The 13,516-nt window shown below is 71.3% G+C and carries 15 protein-coding genes; 10 read left to right on the forward strand and 5 right to left on the reverse strand.

What is annotated here, in order from left to right; all coding sequences use genetic code 11:
* The first annotated feature begins 43 nt into the window (after positions 1 to 43).
* The 3 genes from MT346_RS14430 to MT346_RS14440 are packed head-to-tail and all read left to right on the forward strand — an operon-like array spanning position 44 to position 2,690.
* Positions 44 to 892, forward strand: coding sequence for a DUF429 domain-containing protein (locus MT346_RS14430; RefSeq protein ID WP_243563788.1), 849 nt, complete (start codon positions 44 to 46; stop codon positions 890 to 892).
* On the forward strand, positions 889 to 2,091 hold the full coding sequence (locus MT346_RS14435) for a glycosyltransferase (protein ID WP_243563789.1): 1,203 nt from the start codon (positions 889 to 891) through the stop codon (positions 2,089 to 2,091). The genes MT346_RS14430 and MT346_RS14435 overlap by 4 nt, the downstream gene beginning before the upstream one ends.
* Positions 2,091 to 2,690, forward strand: coding sequence for a uracil-DNA glycosylase (locus MT346_RS14440; protein WP_243563790.1), 600 nt, complete (start codon positions 2,091 to 2,093; stop codon positions 2,688 to 2,690). The genes MT346_RS14435 and MT346_RS14440 overlap by 1 nt, the downstream gene beginning before the upstream one ends.
* A gap of 61 nt (positions 2,691 to 2,751) precedes the next feature.
* Here the strand turns inward: MT346_RS14440 and MT346_RS14445 are convergent, their stop codons facing one another.
* Positions 2,752 to 3,180, reverse strand: coding sequence for a hypothetical protein (locus MT346_RS14445; RefSeq protein WP_243563791.1), 429 nt, complete (start codon positions 3,178 to 3,180; stop codon positions 2,752 to 2,754).
* 141 nt (positions 3,181 to 3,321) lie between these two features.
* Here MT346_RS14445 and MT346_RS14450 point away from each other — a divergent pair, with 141 nt between their 5' ends.
* Both MT346_RS14450 and MT346_RS14455 read left to right on the forward strand, forming a co-directional pair.
* Positions 3,322 to 4,812: an APC family permease gene (locus MT346_RS14450; RefSeq protein WP_243563792.1), complete on the forward strand. Its 1,491-nt coding sequence runs from the start codon at positions 3,322 to 3,324 to the stop codon at positions 4,810 to 4,812.
* Positions 4,813 to 4,905: 93 nt separating this feature from the next.
* Positions 4,906 to 5,526, forward strand: coding sequence for a hypothetical protein (locus MT346_RS14455; RefSeq protein WP_243563793.1), 621 nt, complete (start codon positions 4,906 to 4,908; stop codon positions 5,524 to 5,526).
* A gap of 69 nt (positions 5,527 to 5,595) precedes the next feature.
* Here MT346_RS14455 and MT346_RS14460 read toward each other — a convergent pair whose 3' ends face one another.
* The 3 genes from MT346_RS14460 to MT346_RS14470 form a co-directional block, all read right to left on the reverse strand.
* On the reverse strand, positions 5,596 to 6,033 hold the full coding sequence (locus MT346_RS14460) for a hypothetical protein (RefSeq protein ID WP_243563794.1): 438 nt from the start codon (positions 6,031 to 6,033) through the stop codon (positions 5,596 to 5,598).
* 100 nt (positions 6,034 to 6,133) lie between these two features.
* The gene (locus MT346_RS14465; RefSeq protein ID WP_243563795.1) at positions 6,134 to 6,547 is read right to left on the reverse strand and encodes a hypothetical protein; all 414 of its coding nucleotides are present in this window, start codon (positions 6,545 to 6,547) and stop codon (positions 6,134 to 6,136) included.
* A 5-nt stretch (positions 6,548 to 6,552) separates the two neighbouring features.
* A complete protein-coding gene (locus MT346_RS14470; RefSeq protein ID WP_243563796.1) occupies positions 6,553 to 6,933 on the reverse strand; it encodes a hypothetical protein in 381 nt (126 codons plus the stop codon).
* 91 nt (positions 6,934 to 7,024) lie between these two features.
* Here MT346_RS14470 and MT346_RS14475 point away from each other — a divergent pair, with 91 nt between their 5' ends.
* Together MT346_RS14475 and MT346_RS14480 are read left to right on the forward strand one after the other, a co-directional pair.
* On the forward strand, positions 7,025 to 7,357 hold the full coding sequence (locus tag MT346_RS14475) for a hypothetical protein (protein ID WP_243563797.1): 333 nt from the start codon (positions 7,025 to 7,027) through the stop codon (positions 7,355 to 7,357).
* A 121-nt stretch (positions 7,358 to 7,478) separates the two neighbouring features.
* Complete coding sequence (locus tag MT346_RS14480; RefSeq protein WP_243563798.1) at positions 7,479 to 8,894, forward strand: amino acid permease; 1,416 nt, start codon at positions 7,479 to 7,481, stop codon at positions 8,892 to 8,894.
* Here the strand turns inward: MT346_RS14480 and MT346_RS14485 are convergent.
* The gene (locus MT346_RS14485) at positions 8,891 to 9,331 is read right to left on the reverse strand and encodes a BLUF domain-containing protein (protein ID WP_243563799.1); all 441 of its coding nucleotides are present in this window, start codon (positions 9,329 to 9,331) and stop codon (positions 8,891 to 8,893) included. The genes MT346_RS14480 and MT346_RS14485 overlap by 4 nt on opposite strands.
* Before the next feature lie 97 nt (positions 9,332 to 9,428).
* Between MT346_RS14485 and MT346_RS14490 the strand changes: the two genes are divergently transcribed.
* From MT346_RS14490 to MT346_RS14500, 3 genes are all read left to right on the forward strand, one after another.
* Positions 9,429 to 12,824, forward strand: coding sequence for a DEAD/DEAH box helicase (locus tag MT346_RS14490; protein WP_243563800.1), 3,396 nt, complete (start codon positions 9,429 to 9,431; stop codon positions 12,822 to 12,824).
* A gap of 67 nt (positions 12,825 to 12,891) precedes the next feature.
* Complete coding sequence (locus MT346_RS14495) at positions 12,892 to 13,092, forward strand: hypothetical protein (protein WP_243563801.1); 201 nt, start codon at positions 12,892 to 12,894, stop codon at positions 13,090 to 13,092.
* A complete protein-coding gene (locus tag MT346_RS14500; protein WP_243563802.1) occupies positions 13,089 to 13,514 on the forward strand; it encodes a PIN domain-containing protein in 426 nt (141 codons plus the stop codon). Before MT346_RS14495 ends, MT346_RS14500 begins: the two co-directional genes overlap by 4 nt.
* Positions 13,515 to 13,516: the final 2 nt, after the last annotated feature.

Genomic DNA, 13,516 nt, shown 5'->3' on the forward strand with positions numbered 1-13,516 from the left:
GGGATTCCGCGCTCCGGGGACGAAGCCGGGGCAGGATTGGGGTGTGATCGCGTACCTCGGAGTGGACCTGGCGTGGGGGCTCGGCACTGAGCGGCGCACGCCGAACGAGACGGGACTCGCAGCGCTCGACGCTGACGGACGGGTGCTCGACGCCGGGTGGGCCCGCGGTGTCGACGACGTCACCGCGTGGGTCGTCGACCACCTCGGGCCGCGGACCCTGATCGGCGTGGACGCGTCACTGGTCGTCACGAACCCGACCGGGATCCGCGAGGCCGAACGGCAGGTCGGACAGCGCTACGGCCGGTGGAAGGTCGCCGCGAACCCCACCAACCTGGCCTCGGCGGCGAGCGCCGGTGCACACCTGCTCGACCGGCTGACCGCGCTCGGCATCGGGTACGTCAGCGACACGACCGCGATGCACGAGCGGACCGGGCCGGCGGTGTTCGAGTGCTACCCCTACACGACCCTCGTCGGGGTCGAGGAGCTCGGCTACGACGACGAACGTCCCCGGTACAAGCGACTCGACACGGCGCTGCCGGCACCCGAGGCCCGCGCACGACGGGCCGTGGCGTTCGACGAGCTGGTCCGACGGCTGCGGATGACACCGCTCGACCCGCCGCTCGTGCTCGATGCCCATCCGCGCACGGCCGCGCTCGCGGACCCGTCGGTGCTGCACGGGCCGACGCACAAACACCGCGAGGACCTGCTGGACGGCGTCCTGTGTGCCTGGACCGCCGCGTTCTGGGAGCGGCACGGCGACCAGCGCGTGCAGGTGCTCGGAGGCGACCCGGGCCTCCCGTCCGACCCCGTCGACCAGGCGGGCCGACAGGGCGTCGTCGTGGCGCCGGCGCGCGGGTCGCAGCGGCGGCCCGCGGCTAGGCTGGAGACGTGAGCGACGCCCCCGAACTCCTGCGCATCGGCCTGGTCTCGCTGCACACCTCCCCCGGCGACGAACCCGGCTCCGGCGAGGTCGGCGGCATGAACGTCGTCGTGCGGCACCAGGCCGAAGCACTCGCGGACCGCGGCCACCACGTCGAGATCATCACCCGACGGTCCTCGCCCACCCAGCCCGACTCCGTGTCGCTCGTGCCGGGCGTGTGCCTGCGGTTCCTGTCGGCGGGACCGGCCGAACCCGTGCCGAAGGGCGAGCACGACGCGTTCATCGAGCCGTTCCGGCACGAGCTGGCCGCCCTCGGCACCTACGACGTCCTGCACTCCCACCACTGGTTCTCCGGCGTGGCCGCGCTGCCGGTGGCGCGCGAACGCGGCGTCCCGCACGTGCAGTCCTTCCACTCGATCGCGGCCGACTCCGACTCGCCGCTGTCCGAGGGCGAACGCCCAGAGTCGGCGGGTCGGATGGCGGGCGAGGCGATGCTCGCACGCGACTCCGACGCCGTCGTGGTGATCAGCGAGGCCGAGGCCGACACCGTCCGAGACCGGCTCGGCGGTGACGCTGCTCGCCTGTGGATCGTCCCGCCCGGGGTCGACGGCTCGGTGTTCCGTCCCGCTGCCGCCGGCGCTCGTCGTCCGTCGGTGCCCTACGTCGTCGCCGCGGCGCGGGTGCAGCCGCTCAAGGGCCTGGACCTGGCGATCGAGGCCATCGCCGGGATCTCCGAGTCGGTCCGTCCGACCCTGGTGATCGCCGGGGACTCGTCCAGCGAGGCCGGCGACCACCTCGCCGAGCTGCAGGCCCTGGCGACCTCGCTGGGGGTCGCCGACCGGGTCACGTTCATCGGGCCGCAGACCCGCGCCGACCTGGCGCTGCTGTTCCGCGGGTCGTCGGCGGTGCTCGTGCCGTCACACTCCGAGACGTACGGACTCGTGGCGCTCGAGGGCTCGGCGTCCGGGGTGCCGGTCGTGGCGGCCGCCGCGGGTGGTCTCCGCGAGGCCGTGGTCGACGGCGAGACCGGGGTGGTGCTCGAATCGCGCGCGCCCGAGGTGTGGGCCGCCGAGATCGAACGGATCCTGACCGAACCCGCCTACGCGGCCGGCCTGTCCGCCGCCGGCCGCGAGCACGCCGAACGCCTGAGCTGGGACCGTTCGGCCGCCGGCCTGGAGCGGGTGTACCGCCGGGTGCTCGGGCGGGACTGATGGGCCGGACGCTCGACCTCGGCCCGTTCTGGGCGGCGCTCGACGCGGTCCCGGTCGCGGACGACGCCGAGGCGCTCTACGACGTCGCGACGGCCGACAGTCGGCTGCGCCGTCAGAACCTGACGCGGTACCTCGACACGGTCGGGCCCGGAGCCGACACCCTGCTGGTGGCCGAGGCCCCTGGGTGGCGTGGCATGACGAACACGGGCATCCCGTTCACGAGCATGCGGGAACTCGGGCCCGAGTACCTGACGCCACCCGAACCGACGGCGCCGTGGGAGGCGTCGTCGCGGGTCGTGCACGCGGCGCTCGAGGGGTGGCGTGGACCGCTGCCCGTCGCGTGGGCGATCGTCCCGCACCACCCGTTCGTCGGGACGGACCGGCTGACGAACCGGACCCCGCGTCCGTCTGAGGTGCGCGACGGCGCCCCGGTGACGCTGGCGTTGCTGCGGGCGCTCGGCGCATCGCGGATCGTCGCCGTCGGACGGAAGGCGCAGGGCGCGCTTGCGAGTGCGGGCATCGACGCGGTCGCGGTGCGACATCCGGCACAGGGAGGCGCGCGGCAGTTCACCGAGCAGCTGGCGGCGCTGTCCGACTGAGCCCGCAGCGGTCCACCGGGGTACTCCGGGGGTACTCCGGACCGTCGGCGCGCGCCGGAGGTCAGGCCGGCTGGATGTCCACGCCCTTGGCGGTGAGCGCCTCGGCCACGTGCGGGGGCAGGCGGGTGGCGACGTACACCGTGCGCAGCGCCGGCAGCTCGACGACGTCGTCCCAGTTCTGCGGGTCGAAGCGGTCGTCGGTGCCCTCCCACCCGGGGTGCACGTCCTGCAGGACCTCGAGATCGGAGTCCACGGTCAACTCGGAGACCAGCGCCAGGTGCGAGGGCAGCAGGTCGAGGTCGTCGTAGTACTCGCGGGCGCGGCCGTCCTGCCCCTCGACGTCGATGTCCTCGTCCGACTCGTCCGCATCGTCGGCGTCGTAGGGCTCGAGCACGTCGAGGTCGTAGCAGAGCACGTCGAGCACCAGCAGCTTCGCGTTGAAGTCGGCGAACTCGATCGGTTCCTCGGTGGTGTTCGACTCGTCGTCCATGCAGCGGATGCTAACGGCGCGCCCCGAGCAACGCCTGGCTCTCCGCTGGGGCGTTTCGCGCAGGACACGAGCGTGTTGCGATGCCCGGCGAGAACTCTGTGAGACTGGACAGGGAAGCCGCCACGGTGGACAGTGTGGTGCATGGCCACAACCGACACCGAGCGTCCGACGACCGAGCAGCCCGAGCTGCGCCGCGTCCTCGGTCCCAAGCTGCTGCTGTTGTTCATCGTCGGGGACATCCTCGGCACGGGCGTCTACGCCCTGACGGGTCAGGTCGCCGCCGAGGTCGGTGGAGCGGCGTGGCTTCCCTTCCTGATCGCGTTCGCGGTCGCTCTGCTGACGGCGTTCTCGTACCTGGAACTCGTGACGAAGTACCCGCAGACGGCCGGCGCGGCACTGTACGTGCACAAGGCCTTCGGCGTGCACTTCATCACGTTCATCGTCACGTTCATCGTGATGTGCTCGGGGATCACCTCGGCGTCGACGGCATCGCGGGCGTTCGCGGCGAACCTCGGCGTCGGCTTCGGGCTGGAACTGCCGAACAGCGTGGTGATGCTCATCGCGATGGGCTTCATGCTCGCCGTCATGGCGATCAACTTCCGCGGTGTCAGCGAGAGCGTGAAGACCAACGTCGTGCTGACCCTGGTCGAACTCAGCGGTCTGGTGATGGTGATCCTGATCGGGTTCTGGGCGATCGCGGGCGGCAACGCGGACTTCTCGCGCGTGGTGATGTTCGAGACCCCCGAAGACAAGAGCCTGCTGCTGTCGATCTCCACGGCGACGTCGCTGGCGTTCTTCGCGATGGTCGGCTTCGAGGACTCGGTGAACATGGCCGAGGAGACCAAGGACCCGTCCAGGATCTTCCCGAAGGTCATGCTGACGGGCCTCGGCATCACCGCCGTGATCTACGTGCTCGTGTCCATCTGCGCGGTCGCCGTCGTGCCGATCGGTGAGCTCGCCGGCAACGAGACGCCGCTGGTCACCGTCGTGCAGACCGCGGCCCCGGACTTCCCGATCGGCAACCTGCTGCCCTTCATCTCGATGTTCGCCGTGGCCAACACCGCGCTCATCAACATGATGATGGCGTCGCGGCTGCTGTACGGCATGAGCAAGCAGGGCGTGCTGCCCGGGTTCCTGTCGAAGGTGTCGCAGACCCGCCGCACCCCGTCGACCGCGATCGTCTTCACGACGCTCATCTCGCTCGCCCTGATCGGCTGGGTGTCCCTGAGCCCGGACTCCCCCATCGTGGTCGTGCTCGGCGGCACCACGTCGCTGCTGCTGCTGTCGGTGTTCGCCGTGGTGAACCTGTCGGTGCTGGTGCTGCGACGCGACAAGATCGGCCACAAGCACTTCAAGGCGGGCATCGTGATCCCCGTGATCGGCGTGGCCACCTGCCTGTGGCTCGTGCTGCCGTTCTCGTCCGGTCGCGCGATCGAGCAGTACCAGATCGCGGGCGCCCTGCTGGCGCTCGGCGTGCTGCTGTGGGTCGTGACGTGGTTCACGCACGGTCGCAAGCAGACCAAGAAGGCACCCACCGGCGTCGTCACCGAGCCGATGCAGGTCGTCCACGCCGATGCCAGCGCACGCACCGGCACCGACGCCGACACCGACGCCGACCGCGACGGGCGCTGACCACCGGGCACCTGAACTGGGGCATGTCGAGGGCGGCCGTTCCCAGGCCGCCCTCGTACCCTCGTCCTGGCACCCGGACGGAAGGACCCGAACATGCACCGTGTCGGCATCACCCTGGCGTCCGTGTTCGGCGCCGGGATCGTGGCCGTCGGCGTCGGCGTCGTCGTGCTGGTCGTCATCGCCGTCAACTCGCTGTCCGGCCTCGCGGGTTCGACCTCGACGCCGCAGGCCGTCACCTGCCCGTCCGCCGCGTCGAAGACGATCGGCGGCATCGTGGTCCCCGAGGGGCCGGTCGCCGGGTACTGCCAGGACCGCCTGGTGAACGCCGCCTACGTCATCCAGGCCGCCCGGTCGCTCGGCATCGGCCCGCACACCCAGGCGGTCGGGGTGATGACCGCGATCGGCGAGTCCGGCCTGCAGAACCTGGACCACGGCGACGCCGTCGGACCCGACAGCCGTGGACTGTTCCAGCAGCGGGACAACGGCGCCTGGGGCACGTACGAGCAACGAATGGACCCGTACACGGCGGCGTCGATGTTCTACGCGAAGCTGGTCAAGGTCCCCGGGTGGAAGACCATGACACCGACGCAGATGGCGCACGCGGTGCAGGTGAACGCCGACCCGGACCACTACGCGAAGTCGTGGCCGACGGCGAAGGCCGTGGTCGAGGGACTGACCGGCCAGGACGTGCCGGACACCGCTCCCCAGGGCTGACGCCCCCGGCTCAGGCCGAACACCGGCCCGCCGGACGCCGGCCCGACCGACGCCGGCCCACGCCGAACGTCACGCCGCTGCCCCGGTCACCTCGTCGTCGTCGAGCTCGACCATCGCCGCACCGCCGTCGTGCACGACGACCTGGCCGCGCAGCCGCACGTGGTGCTCGCCGAGGACGCAGGCCATCGCGTCGACCCACTCCCAGTCCACCGGGCTGAGGTCGCGGGCACCGGGGCGCTCCCACGCCAGGACGACCTGCGCGGCGTCGACCTGTTCCACCAGGTCGGCGATCAGCGCGCCGAAGTCCTCGACGTGGTCGTCGGGCTGGTACGGCAGGTCGGCGATCGGCACGACGAGCTGGATCGGGATCCCGCGGGCAGCGAGGAAGAGCACCCAGCACTGCCGCCGGATGGGGCGTTCGAGGAGGGCGACGACGAGGTCGACCACGTCGTCGTCGGTACGGACTGCGGTTCGCTCGAGTCGTTCGAGCACGTCGGTGTCTGGCATGGCTCAACGGTCGCGGACCACACGCGCCGACAGCGGACCGGGACCACAACTGTGGACGAACCAGATCCGGCGCCGACCTGTGGAGGAAGGAGGAGCGGACTCAGATGCCGTGCGTGATCGCGCTGTCGACCAGGGCGAGCGCCCCGAAGAACACCACCACGACGGCCACCAGCCCCGTGAGCGGGATCGGCCACGCCAGCCGACGACGCACCAGGCGGAGCACCGAGAACACGATCGCGAGCGCCACGGCCAGTGCCACGAGCACCGGCCCGGCGTACACGGCCACGCCACCGAGCGTCTCGTCGCAGCTGTTCCCCGGAGCCGTGCACGACCCGAACCCGAGCGACAGGAACACGATCCCCCACCCGGCGACGAGCGCGACGACCGCGTCGATCGACAGCAGGGTGATGGTGGCCACCAGGTCCGCCACACGACGGCCACCGACCACCGGGCGCCGGACACGCACACCGGGCCCGGCCGGACCGGACTCGGACGGCGCCACCGGCGCGGTCATCGGTGTCAGCGAGACCCGCCGCGCGTGGACCAGAGCGACGCGGCGATCAACAGGGGCTGCCCGAACAGCCGGCCGATGCGCTTGGTGTCCGAGTCCAACCCGAAGGCATCGCGGCGGTTGAGCCACTGCGAGATGTTGCCTGGGAACACGGCGACGAAGAACCACGCCAGCAGGTTGCCGACGAACCGGCGGCGGCCGCGCGGGGCGAGCAGGAGCGCGGAGCCGAGACCGATCTCGGCGACGCCGGAGGCCAGCACCGTGGTGTCGGTGTCGAGCGGCACGAAGTCCGGCACCTGGGCCTGGAAGTCCTTCCGCGCGAAGGTGAGGTGACTCGTGCCGGCGAAGACCAGCGCGAGTCCGAGCAGGACACGGACGAACGAACGCATGCACCCAGCATGCCCGGCCCGCGGGTCCAGCGCACGCCGACGCCGAGGACCCGCGTCCGTCGGACGCCACGAGCATCGGTAGGTTCAGCACATGACGGCGACGCCCCGTGACCACGAGCCCCCCGCGGCACCCGCGTCCGTCGCCGTCGTACTCGGGTGCATCGCCCTGTACCTCGGCCTGCTGATGCCCGCCGCCGAGCTCACCCAGCACGCCGTGCTCGGCGGGGCGTTCGGCGTGGTCGGGCTGCTGAGCGGCTGGCGCGCCCTCGCCATAGCAGGACGGCGACGCGGTCCGCGCTTCTGGGCGTGGACCGGCATCGTCATCGTCGGGCTGGCGTTCCTCGCCATCGCCTACCAGGTGGTGTTCATCCTGACCGGCGGCGCCGTGCCGGCGCCGTTCTGGTCGCCCTACGCGACCCCCTGACGGACTGGAGGCCCGGTGCCGGCCCGCCACCGGGCCTCCAGTCCGACACGACGCACCGGACGTGCCGGACGCGCCGCAGGACCGCCGCACACACCGCGCGCTCAGGGTGCAGAGTGGGCGCGTGACAACGACGCCGCGACCCACCCTGTTCCGCCGGAAGCCGATCGAGGAGATCGACGACGACACCGGGGGCGAGGGCGGCCTGAAGCGGCACCTCGGGCTGTGGCAGCTCACCGCGATCGGCATCGGCGGCATCATCGGCGCCGGCATCTTCACCCTGGCAGGCACCGTCGCCCACGGGGTCGCCGGGCCGGCCGTGCTCATCTCGTTCCTGGTCGCCGGCGTCGCGAGCGCTGCCGCGGCACTGTCGTACGCCGAGTTCGCCGGCCTGATCCCCAAGGCGGGCAGCGCCTACACGTACGGCTACGCCGTGCTGGGCGAGATCGTCGGCTGGTTCATCGGCTGGGACCTGCTGCTGGAGTACACCGCGATCGTGGCGGTGGTCGCGATCGGCATCTCCGGCTACGTCGGGTTCCTGGTCGGCCAGTTCGGCATCGACCTGCCCGCCTGGATGCTCGGTGCCCCGGGCACGGGCGACGGGCACGTGGTCGACGTCTTCGCGATCCTGCTCTGCCTGCTGACGGCCTTCGTGCTGACCCGCGGCATCCGGAGCGCTGCCCGGTTCGAGTTCGTCGCGGTCGGCATCAAGGTCGCGCTGGTCGTGCTCATCGTGGTGCTCGGCGTGTTCCACATCAACAGCGCCAACTACGACCCGTACTTCCCGTTCGGTTTCGGCGGCGTGATGACGGGTGCCGCGACGGTGTTCTTCGCGGTGTTCGGCTACGACGCGATGTCGACCGCGGCCGAGGAGTCCATCGACGCCCGCAAGCACATGCCCAAGGCGATCCTGCTGTCCCTGGCGATCTCGATGGTGCTGTACGTGCTGGCCACCATCGTCCTGACCGGCATGCAGGACTACAAGAACATCGACCCGGCGTCCGGGTTCTCGTCCGCGTTCGCATCGGTCGGGCTGGGCGGCGTGGCGAACGTCATCGCGATCGGCGCCATCGTCGGCATCGTCACGGTGCTGATCACCTTCATGCTCGGCGCGTCCCGCGTGTGGTTCTCGATGAGCCGCGACGGCCTGATGCCGAAGTGGTTCTCGAAGACCGACCCGAAGCGCCACGTCCCGACCCGGGTCACGTGGATCCTCGGCATCGCGTCGGCGGTGCTGGCGGGCGTGCTGCCGATCGGCGTCGTCGCGGAGCTGACCAACATCGGCATCCTGCTGGCGTTCGTGGTGGTCTGCACCGCGGTCATCGTGCTGCGCTACACCCAGCCGGACCTGCCCCGGCAGTTCAAGCTGCCCTTCATGCCGATCGTGCCGGCCGTCGGGGTCATCGCGTCGCTGTGGCTCGTGACGTTCCTGCAGTGGGAGACCTGGGTGCGCTTCGCGGTGTGGTTCGCGATCGGGCTCGGTGTGTACTTCGGCTACTCGCGGAAGCACAGCAAGCTGGCGGCCGAGCGGCAGCGCTAGCGGCGGTGCTTGCCCGCCGACGCCGTCGGGTCGGCCATCGGGTGGTTGCGGAACCACCGCAGCAGCTCGCGCGATCGGCTGCGGTCGGCGCTGGCGTCGCCGGAGGCCAGGAAGTCGCTGAACCCCTCGGGCACGTCCTGCGGTTCGGCCCGGTCGAACGCCATGGTCCACTCCGGGAAGCGCCGCGTGTGCAGCGACTCCTCGACCAGCAGTGCGACGTCGCCGTGCCGGTCGTCTGCCAGGATGCGCGCGTACGTCGCCATCACCGGGTCGTACGGTCCCTCGAGCAGCTGCATGAAGCGCCCGGCGCGGTGCACGAGCAGACCGGTCAGGCCGTCCGCCGTGTTCCGGGTGCGCGCGTGCTCGAGCAGGGCGTCGAGCGCGTCGTCGTCGAAGGGTTCCTTGGCGGAGCTCATGTAGAGCAGTGACTGCAGCATGGTCCCACCAGCCTGCCCCTCGGGCGCCGTGCGCGACAGCCCCACTCCGGGTGCGGTCCGGTCCGCAGGCGTCGGTGGGGACTGGCACGATGGGCGTGTGCCTGCCGCCCCGATGATCGACGCCGTCGACGTCATCCGCTTCGTCGGGCCGCAGACCTTCGGCCGTGCGCGGGACCTGGTGCGGCAGGGTCTGGTCGAGTCCGCCGTGTGGGACGACGATGCCGGCACGATCACGGGCGTGGTCGCCGGGTCCGCCGACGACCCGTACGACGTGCACGTCGACACGACGGCCGCGCGGGGCGAGTTCGTCCGCCCGGTCCGCTCCCGCTGCACGTGCCCGATCGGCGGCGAGTGCAAGCACGTCGCCGCACTGCTGCTCACGATCAACGCCCGTGCGGTCGCCGCACACGCCGGCCCACGCGCCGAGGCACCGCCCGAACCGCCGGCCCCGGACTGGAGGCACGAGGTCGCCCGCCTCGCCGGTGACACCCCGCCCTCTGCCGCGCTGCAGACCACCACGCCGCTGGGCCTGCAGTTCGAGCTCCGCGACGCGGTCCCCGCGCGGATGGCAGCGCGGGCGCGTGCCGCGGGTCGTGCGCTGCCGACGGCCTCGCGGTCGGTGCGGCTCGGCGTCCGCCCGGTGACCCGCAGCGATGCGGGCAACTGGGTGCGCGGACAGCTGACGTGGGGAACGCTCCCCTACTCCATGAACCGTCTGGGTCTGGGTGCCGAACAACACGCGTGGTTCCTGCAGCTCGCTGCCCTGCACCGCGCCGGAGCCCTGGCGGGGCTGCCCGGCGAGAGCGACTGGATCCACCTGGACGACTTCCCGAGCCCGCTGCTCTGGCAGCTCCTGCGCCAGGCACCGGCGCTCGGGATCGCGTTCGTCACCGGCAAGCGCGAGGGCGGCGCGGTCCTGGGCAGTGACGCGCGGGTGCTGCTCGACGTCGCCCGGTCGGACGACGGCCTGACGATCGGCACCAGCGCGGTGCTCGACGGCCGACCCATCGCCGACGGTGCAGCACGGCTGATCGGCGACCACGGGCTGTACGCGTTCCGCGAGTCGCCCGAGTTCCACGTCGACCTGGCCCCGACGCCCGACCCCGTGCCCGAGGACCAGCGCCGCATGCTCACCGAGGGCACGCGCATCCACGTCCCCGCGGCCGAGGTCGACGAGTTCCTGGCCGACTGGTCGCCTCGACTGCGCGGTGCACTCGGGCTGGTCAGTTCCGACGGCTCGATCGAGCTGCCGGAGCGCACACCGCCCGAACTCGTGCTGACGGTCACCTTCGAGCCGGCTCGGGCTCCCCGTACGGACGACGTCGCGCACGTGCAGTGGCGCTGGCACGTCGACGGGCGGAAGGACCCGGTCGCGATGCACGGACCGCTGCCCGACCTGACCCGCGTCCGCGCAGCGGACGACGCGGATGCGGCAGACACCGACGCGGCCGCGGCGACCGATGCCGTGGACGCGGCCCCGTCGACGACCGCAGCCGACGACGGCAGCCGGGCCGAGCCTCCCGTCGGACACACGACCGGACCGGGTGGCGGACTGGACTGGTTCGTCGACGGCACCGTCGAGGGCGCCGACGTCGCGGTGCTGGCCAACGAACTGCTGCCGGCCCTGGCCGAGCACGGGGTACGCGTCGTCGTGCAGGGCGAACGGCTGGACTACGAGCGGCTGACCGGGCGCCCGCACATCCGCGTCACGACGATGCCGTCCGACAAGCACGACTGGTTCGACCTGGGCATCTTCGTCAGCGTGAACGGCAAGGAGATCCCCTTCACGCCGCTGCTCACCGCGCTCGCCAGTCGGCAGCGGCGCATGAAGCTCGTCGACAACTCGTACCTGTCCCTGGCCGACCCGGCGTTCGACCGGCTCAAGGAGCTCATCGACGAGGCGCGGCAGCAGGACGAGTGGGAGCCGTCGCAGCCGATGACGGTCACGCCGCTGCAGGCCGGGCTGTGGTCGGCGTTCGACCAGCTCGCCGACGAGACCGACCACGACGAGCGCTGGCGGTCGATGGCCGAACGACTGCTCGACGCCGCTCCCCCCGGTGACGTCGTCGTACCGGACACCGTGCACGCGGACCTGCGTCCCTACCAGCGTTCCGGGTACGCGTGGCTGTCGTTCCTGATGGAGCACGGCGTCGGCGGTGTGCTGGCCGACGACATGGGCCTCGGCAAGACCCTGCAGGCGCTCGCGATGATCGCTGCCCGCCGTCAGGCAGCGCCCGACGACCCGCCGTTCCTGGTCGTCGCGCCGACGTCGGTCGTCGGCAACTGGGCTGCCGAGGCCGCGTGCTTCGTGCCGTCGCTGCGGGTGGCGACGATCGAGACGACCTCGCTGAAGGACCCGTCCCTGGTGGCCCGGGTCGCGGCGTCCGCCGACGTCGTCGTGACCTCGTACGCGCTGCTGCGGCTCGACGCGCCCGCCTACACCGAGCTGCCGTTCGCGGCGCTGCTGCTCGACGAGGCGCAGTTCGTCAAGAACCCCCAGTCGCAGACCCACCGGGCGGCATCGGACGTGCATGCCCCGGTCAAGATCGCGATCACGGGCACGCCGCTCGAGAACGGGCTCACCGACCTGTGGGCACTGTTCGCGATCGTCGCGCCCGGACTGCTGTCGTCGTGGACCAGGTTCGGGGACGACTACGTCAAGCCGCTCGCCTCGCCCGACCTGCGGGGTGCGGCACGCAGTGAACTCACCGCCCGGCTGCGACGGCGCATCCGTCCGCTCATGCTGCGCCGGACGAAGGAGAGCGTGGCGTCCGACCTGCCACCGAAGCAGGAGCAGGTGGTGCGGGTCACGCTCGACCCGGCGCACCGCGACGTCTACGAGCGCACGCTCAACCGGGAGCGCCTGAAGGTCCTCGACCTGATCGACGACCTCGACCGCAACCGGATGATCGTGTTCCGGTCGCTCACGCTGCTGCGGATGCTCGCGCTCTCGCCGGCACTGGTCGGCGAAGGCGCGTCGGACATCCCGTCCGCCAAGCTCGACCTGCTGCTCGACGAGCTCGAGCAGCTCGCCGCCGAGGGTCGCCGCGCGCTGGTGTTCAGCCAGTTCACGTCGTTCCTGCGCATGGTCGCTGCCGCACTCGACGAACGCGGCATCGGGTACGACTACCTCGACGGGTCGACGCGAGGACGCACGAAGGTCATCGACCGCTTCCGGAACGGCACCACACCGGCGTTCCTGATCTCGCTCAAGGCCGGCGGATTCGGGCTCACCCTGACCGAGGCGGACACCGTGTTCGTGCTCGACCCGTGGTGGAACCCCGCTGCCGAGTCCCAGGCCGTCGATCGCACGCACCGGATCGGGCAGACCCGGTCGGTCAACGTCAACCGGCTCATCGCCGAGGACACCATCGAAGAGAAGGTGCTGGCGTTGGCCGCCCGCAAGGCGCAGTTGTTCGCGACGATGATCGACGACGACGCGCTGTTCGCGGACGACCTGTCGGCGGAGGACATCCGGTCGCTGCTCGACTGAGCGGCGCGGCGACATACGACATCTGGAGAGCTTGTCGATGGAGACCGGGCGCTCCTAGCGTCGGATCATGACCTTGCTCGACGACACCAAGCTGACCGATCTCCCCGACGACGATCCACCACCGCTCCCACATCTCCGTCGCGCCGACAACGGGATGTCCTCCTCCATCACGCTCCGCAACGGACGGACGGTCGACCTCGTCGGTTTCACCCCCGGGATGACCTACCCGCCGAACTACCTCCGGGACCTCCGGGCGGGGTGCTTGTGATCACGCTCGATGCGAACGTGCTCATCGCGCGGTGGGACCAGTTCGACTCCACACACGAACGCGCGGTCGAGGTACTCGATCACCACGAGTGGGACGAGTTCATCACCCCCGCGGTCACGCTCGCAGAAGTGCTCGTCCGACCGGTGCGCCGCGCCTGGGCGGACCAGTACCTCCGCCGCATCGACGCCCTCGGCGTGCTCGTCGTCCCGGTCGAAGACGACGACGCAGCGGGCATTGCCTCGCTGTGCGCGCACCACCGCCTCGCCATCCCGGACGCGGTCGCACTGCACACCGCGATGATGACCAGCGACGCGCTGGTCACCTTCGATGCCAAGCTCGCCCGCGTCGCGCGGGCGATCGGGTTCCCCGTCATCGACCGCGCCCCGGACGACCTCGAGTGGGACGCGCCGTGGGCGGCCTGAAC

It is taken from the genome of Curtobacterium sp. VKM Ac-2922 (assembly GCF_022815645.1).
Lineage (GTDB): Bacteria > Actinomycetota > Actinomycetes > Actinomycetales > Microbacteriaceae > Curtobacterium.

Coding starts and splice junctions, on each gene's coding strand:
- MT346_RS14440 (WP_243563790.1), top strand. CDS start 2,091: ATGGGCCGGACGCTCGACCTCGGCCCGTTCTGGGCGGCGCTCGACGCG.
- MT346_RS14445 (WP_243563791.1), bottom strand. CDS start 3,180: ATGGACGACGAGTCGAACACCACCGAGGAACCGATCGAGTTCGCCGAC.
- MT346_RS14450 (WP_243563792.1), top strand. CDS start 3,322: ATGGCCACAACCGACACCGAGCGTCCGACGACCGAGCAGCCCGAGCTG.
- MT346_RS14455 (WP_243563793.1), top strand. CDS start 4,906: ATGCACCGTGTCGGCATCACCCTGGCGTCCGTGTTCGGCGCCGGGATC.
- MT346_RS14460 (WP_243563794.1), bottom strand. CDS start 6,033: ATGCCAGACACCGACGTGCTCGAACGACTCGAGCGAACCGCAGTCCGT.
- MT346_RS14465 (WP_243563795.1), bottom strand. CDS start 6,547: ATGACCGCGCCGGTGGCGCCGTCCGAGTCCGGTCCGGCCGGGCCCGGT.
- MT346_RS14470 (WP_243563796.1), bottom strand. CDS start 6,933: ATGCGTTCGTTCGTCCGTGTCCTGCTCGGACTCGCGCTGGTCTTCGCC.
- MT346_RS14475 (WP_243563797.1), top strand. CDS start 7,025: ATGACGGCGACGCCCCGTGACCACGAGCCCCCCGCGGCACCCGCGTCC.
- MT346_RS14485 (WP_243563799.1), bottom strand. CDS start 9,331: ATGCTGCAGTCACTGCTCTACATGAGCTCCGCCAAGGAACCCTTCGAC.
- MT346_RS14495 (WP_243563801.1), top strand. CDS start 12,892: ATGACCTTGCTCGACGACACCAAGCTGACCGATCTCCCCGACGACGAT.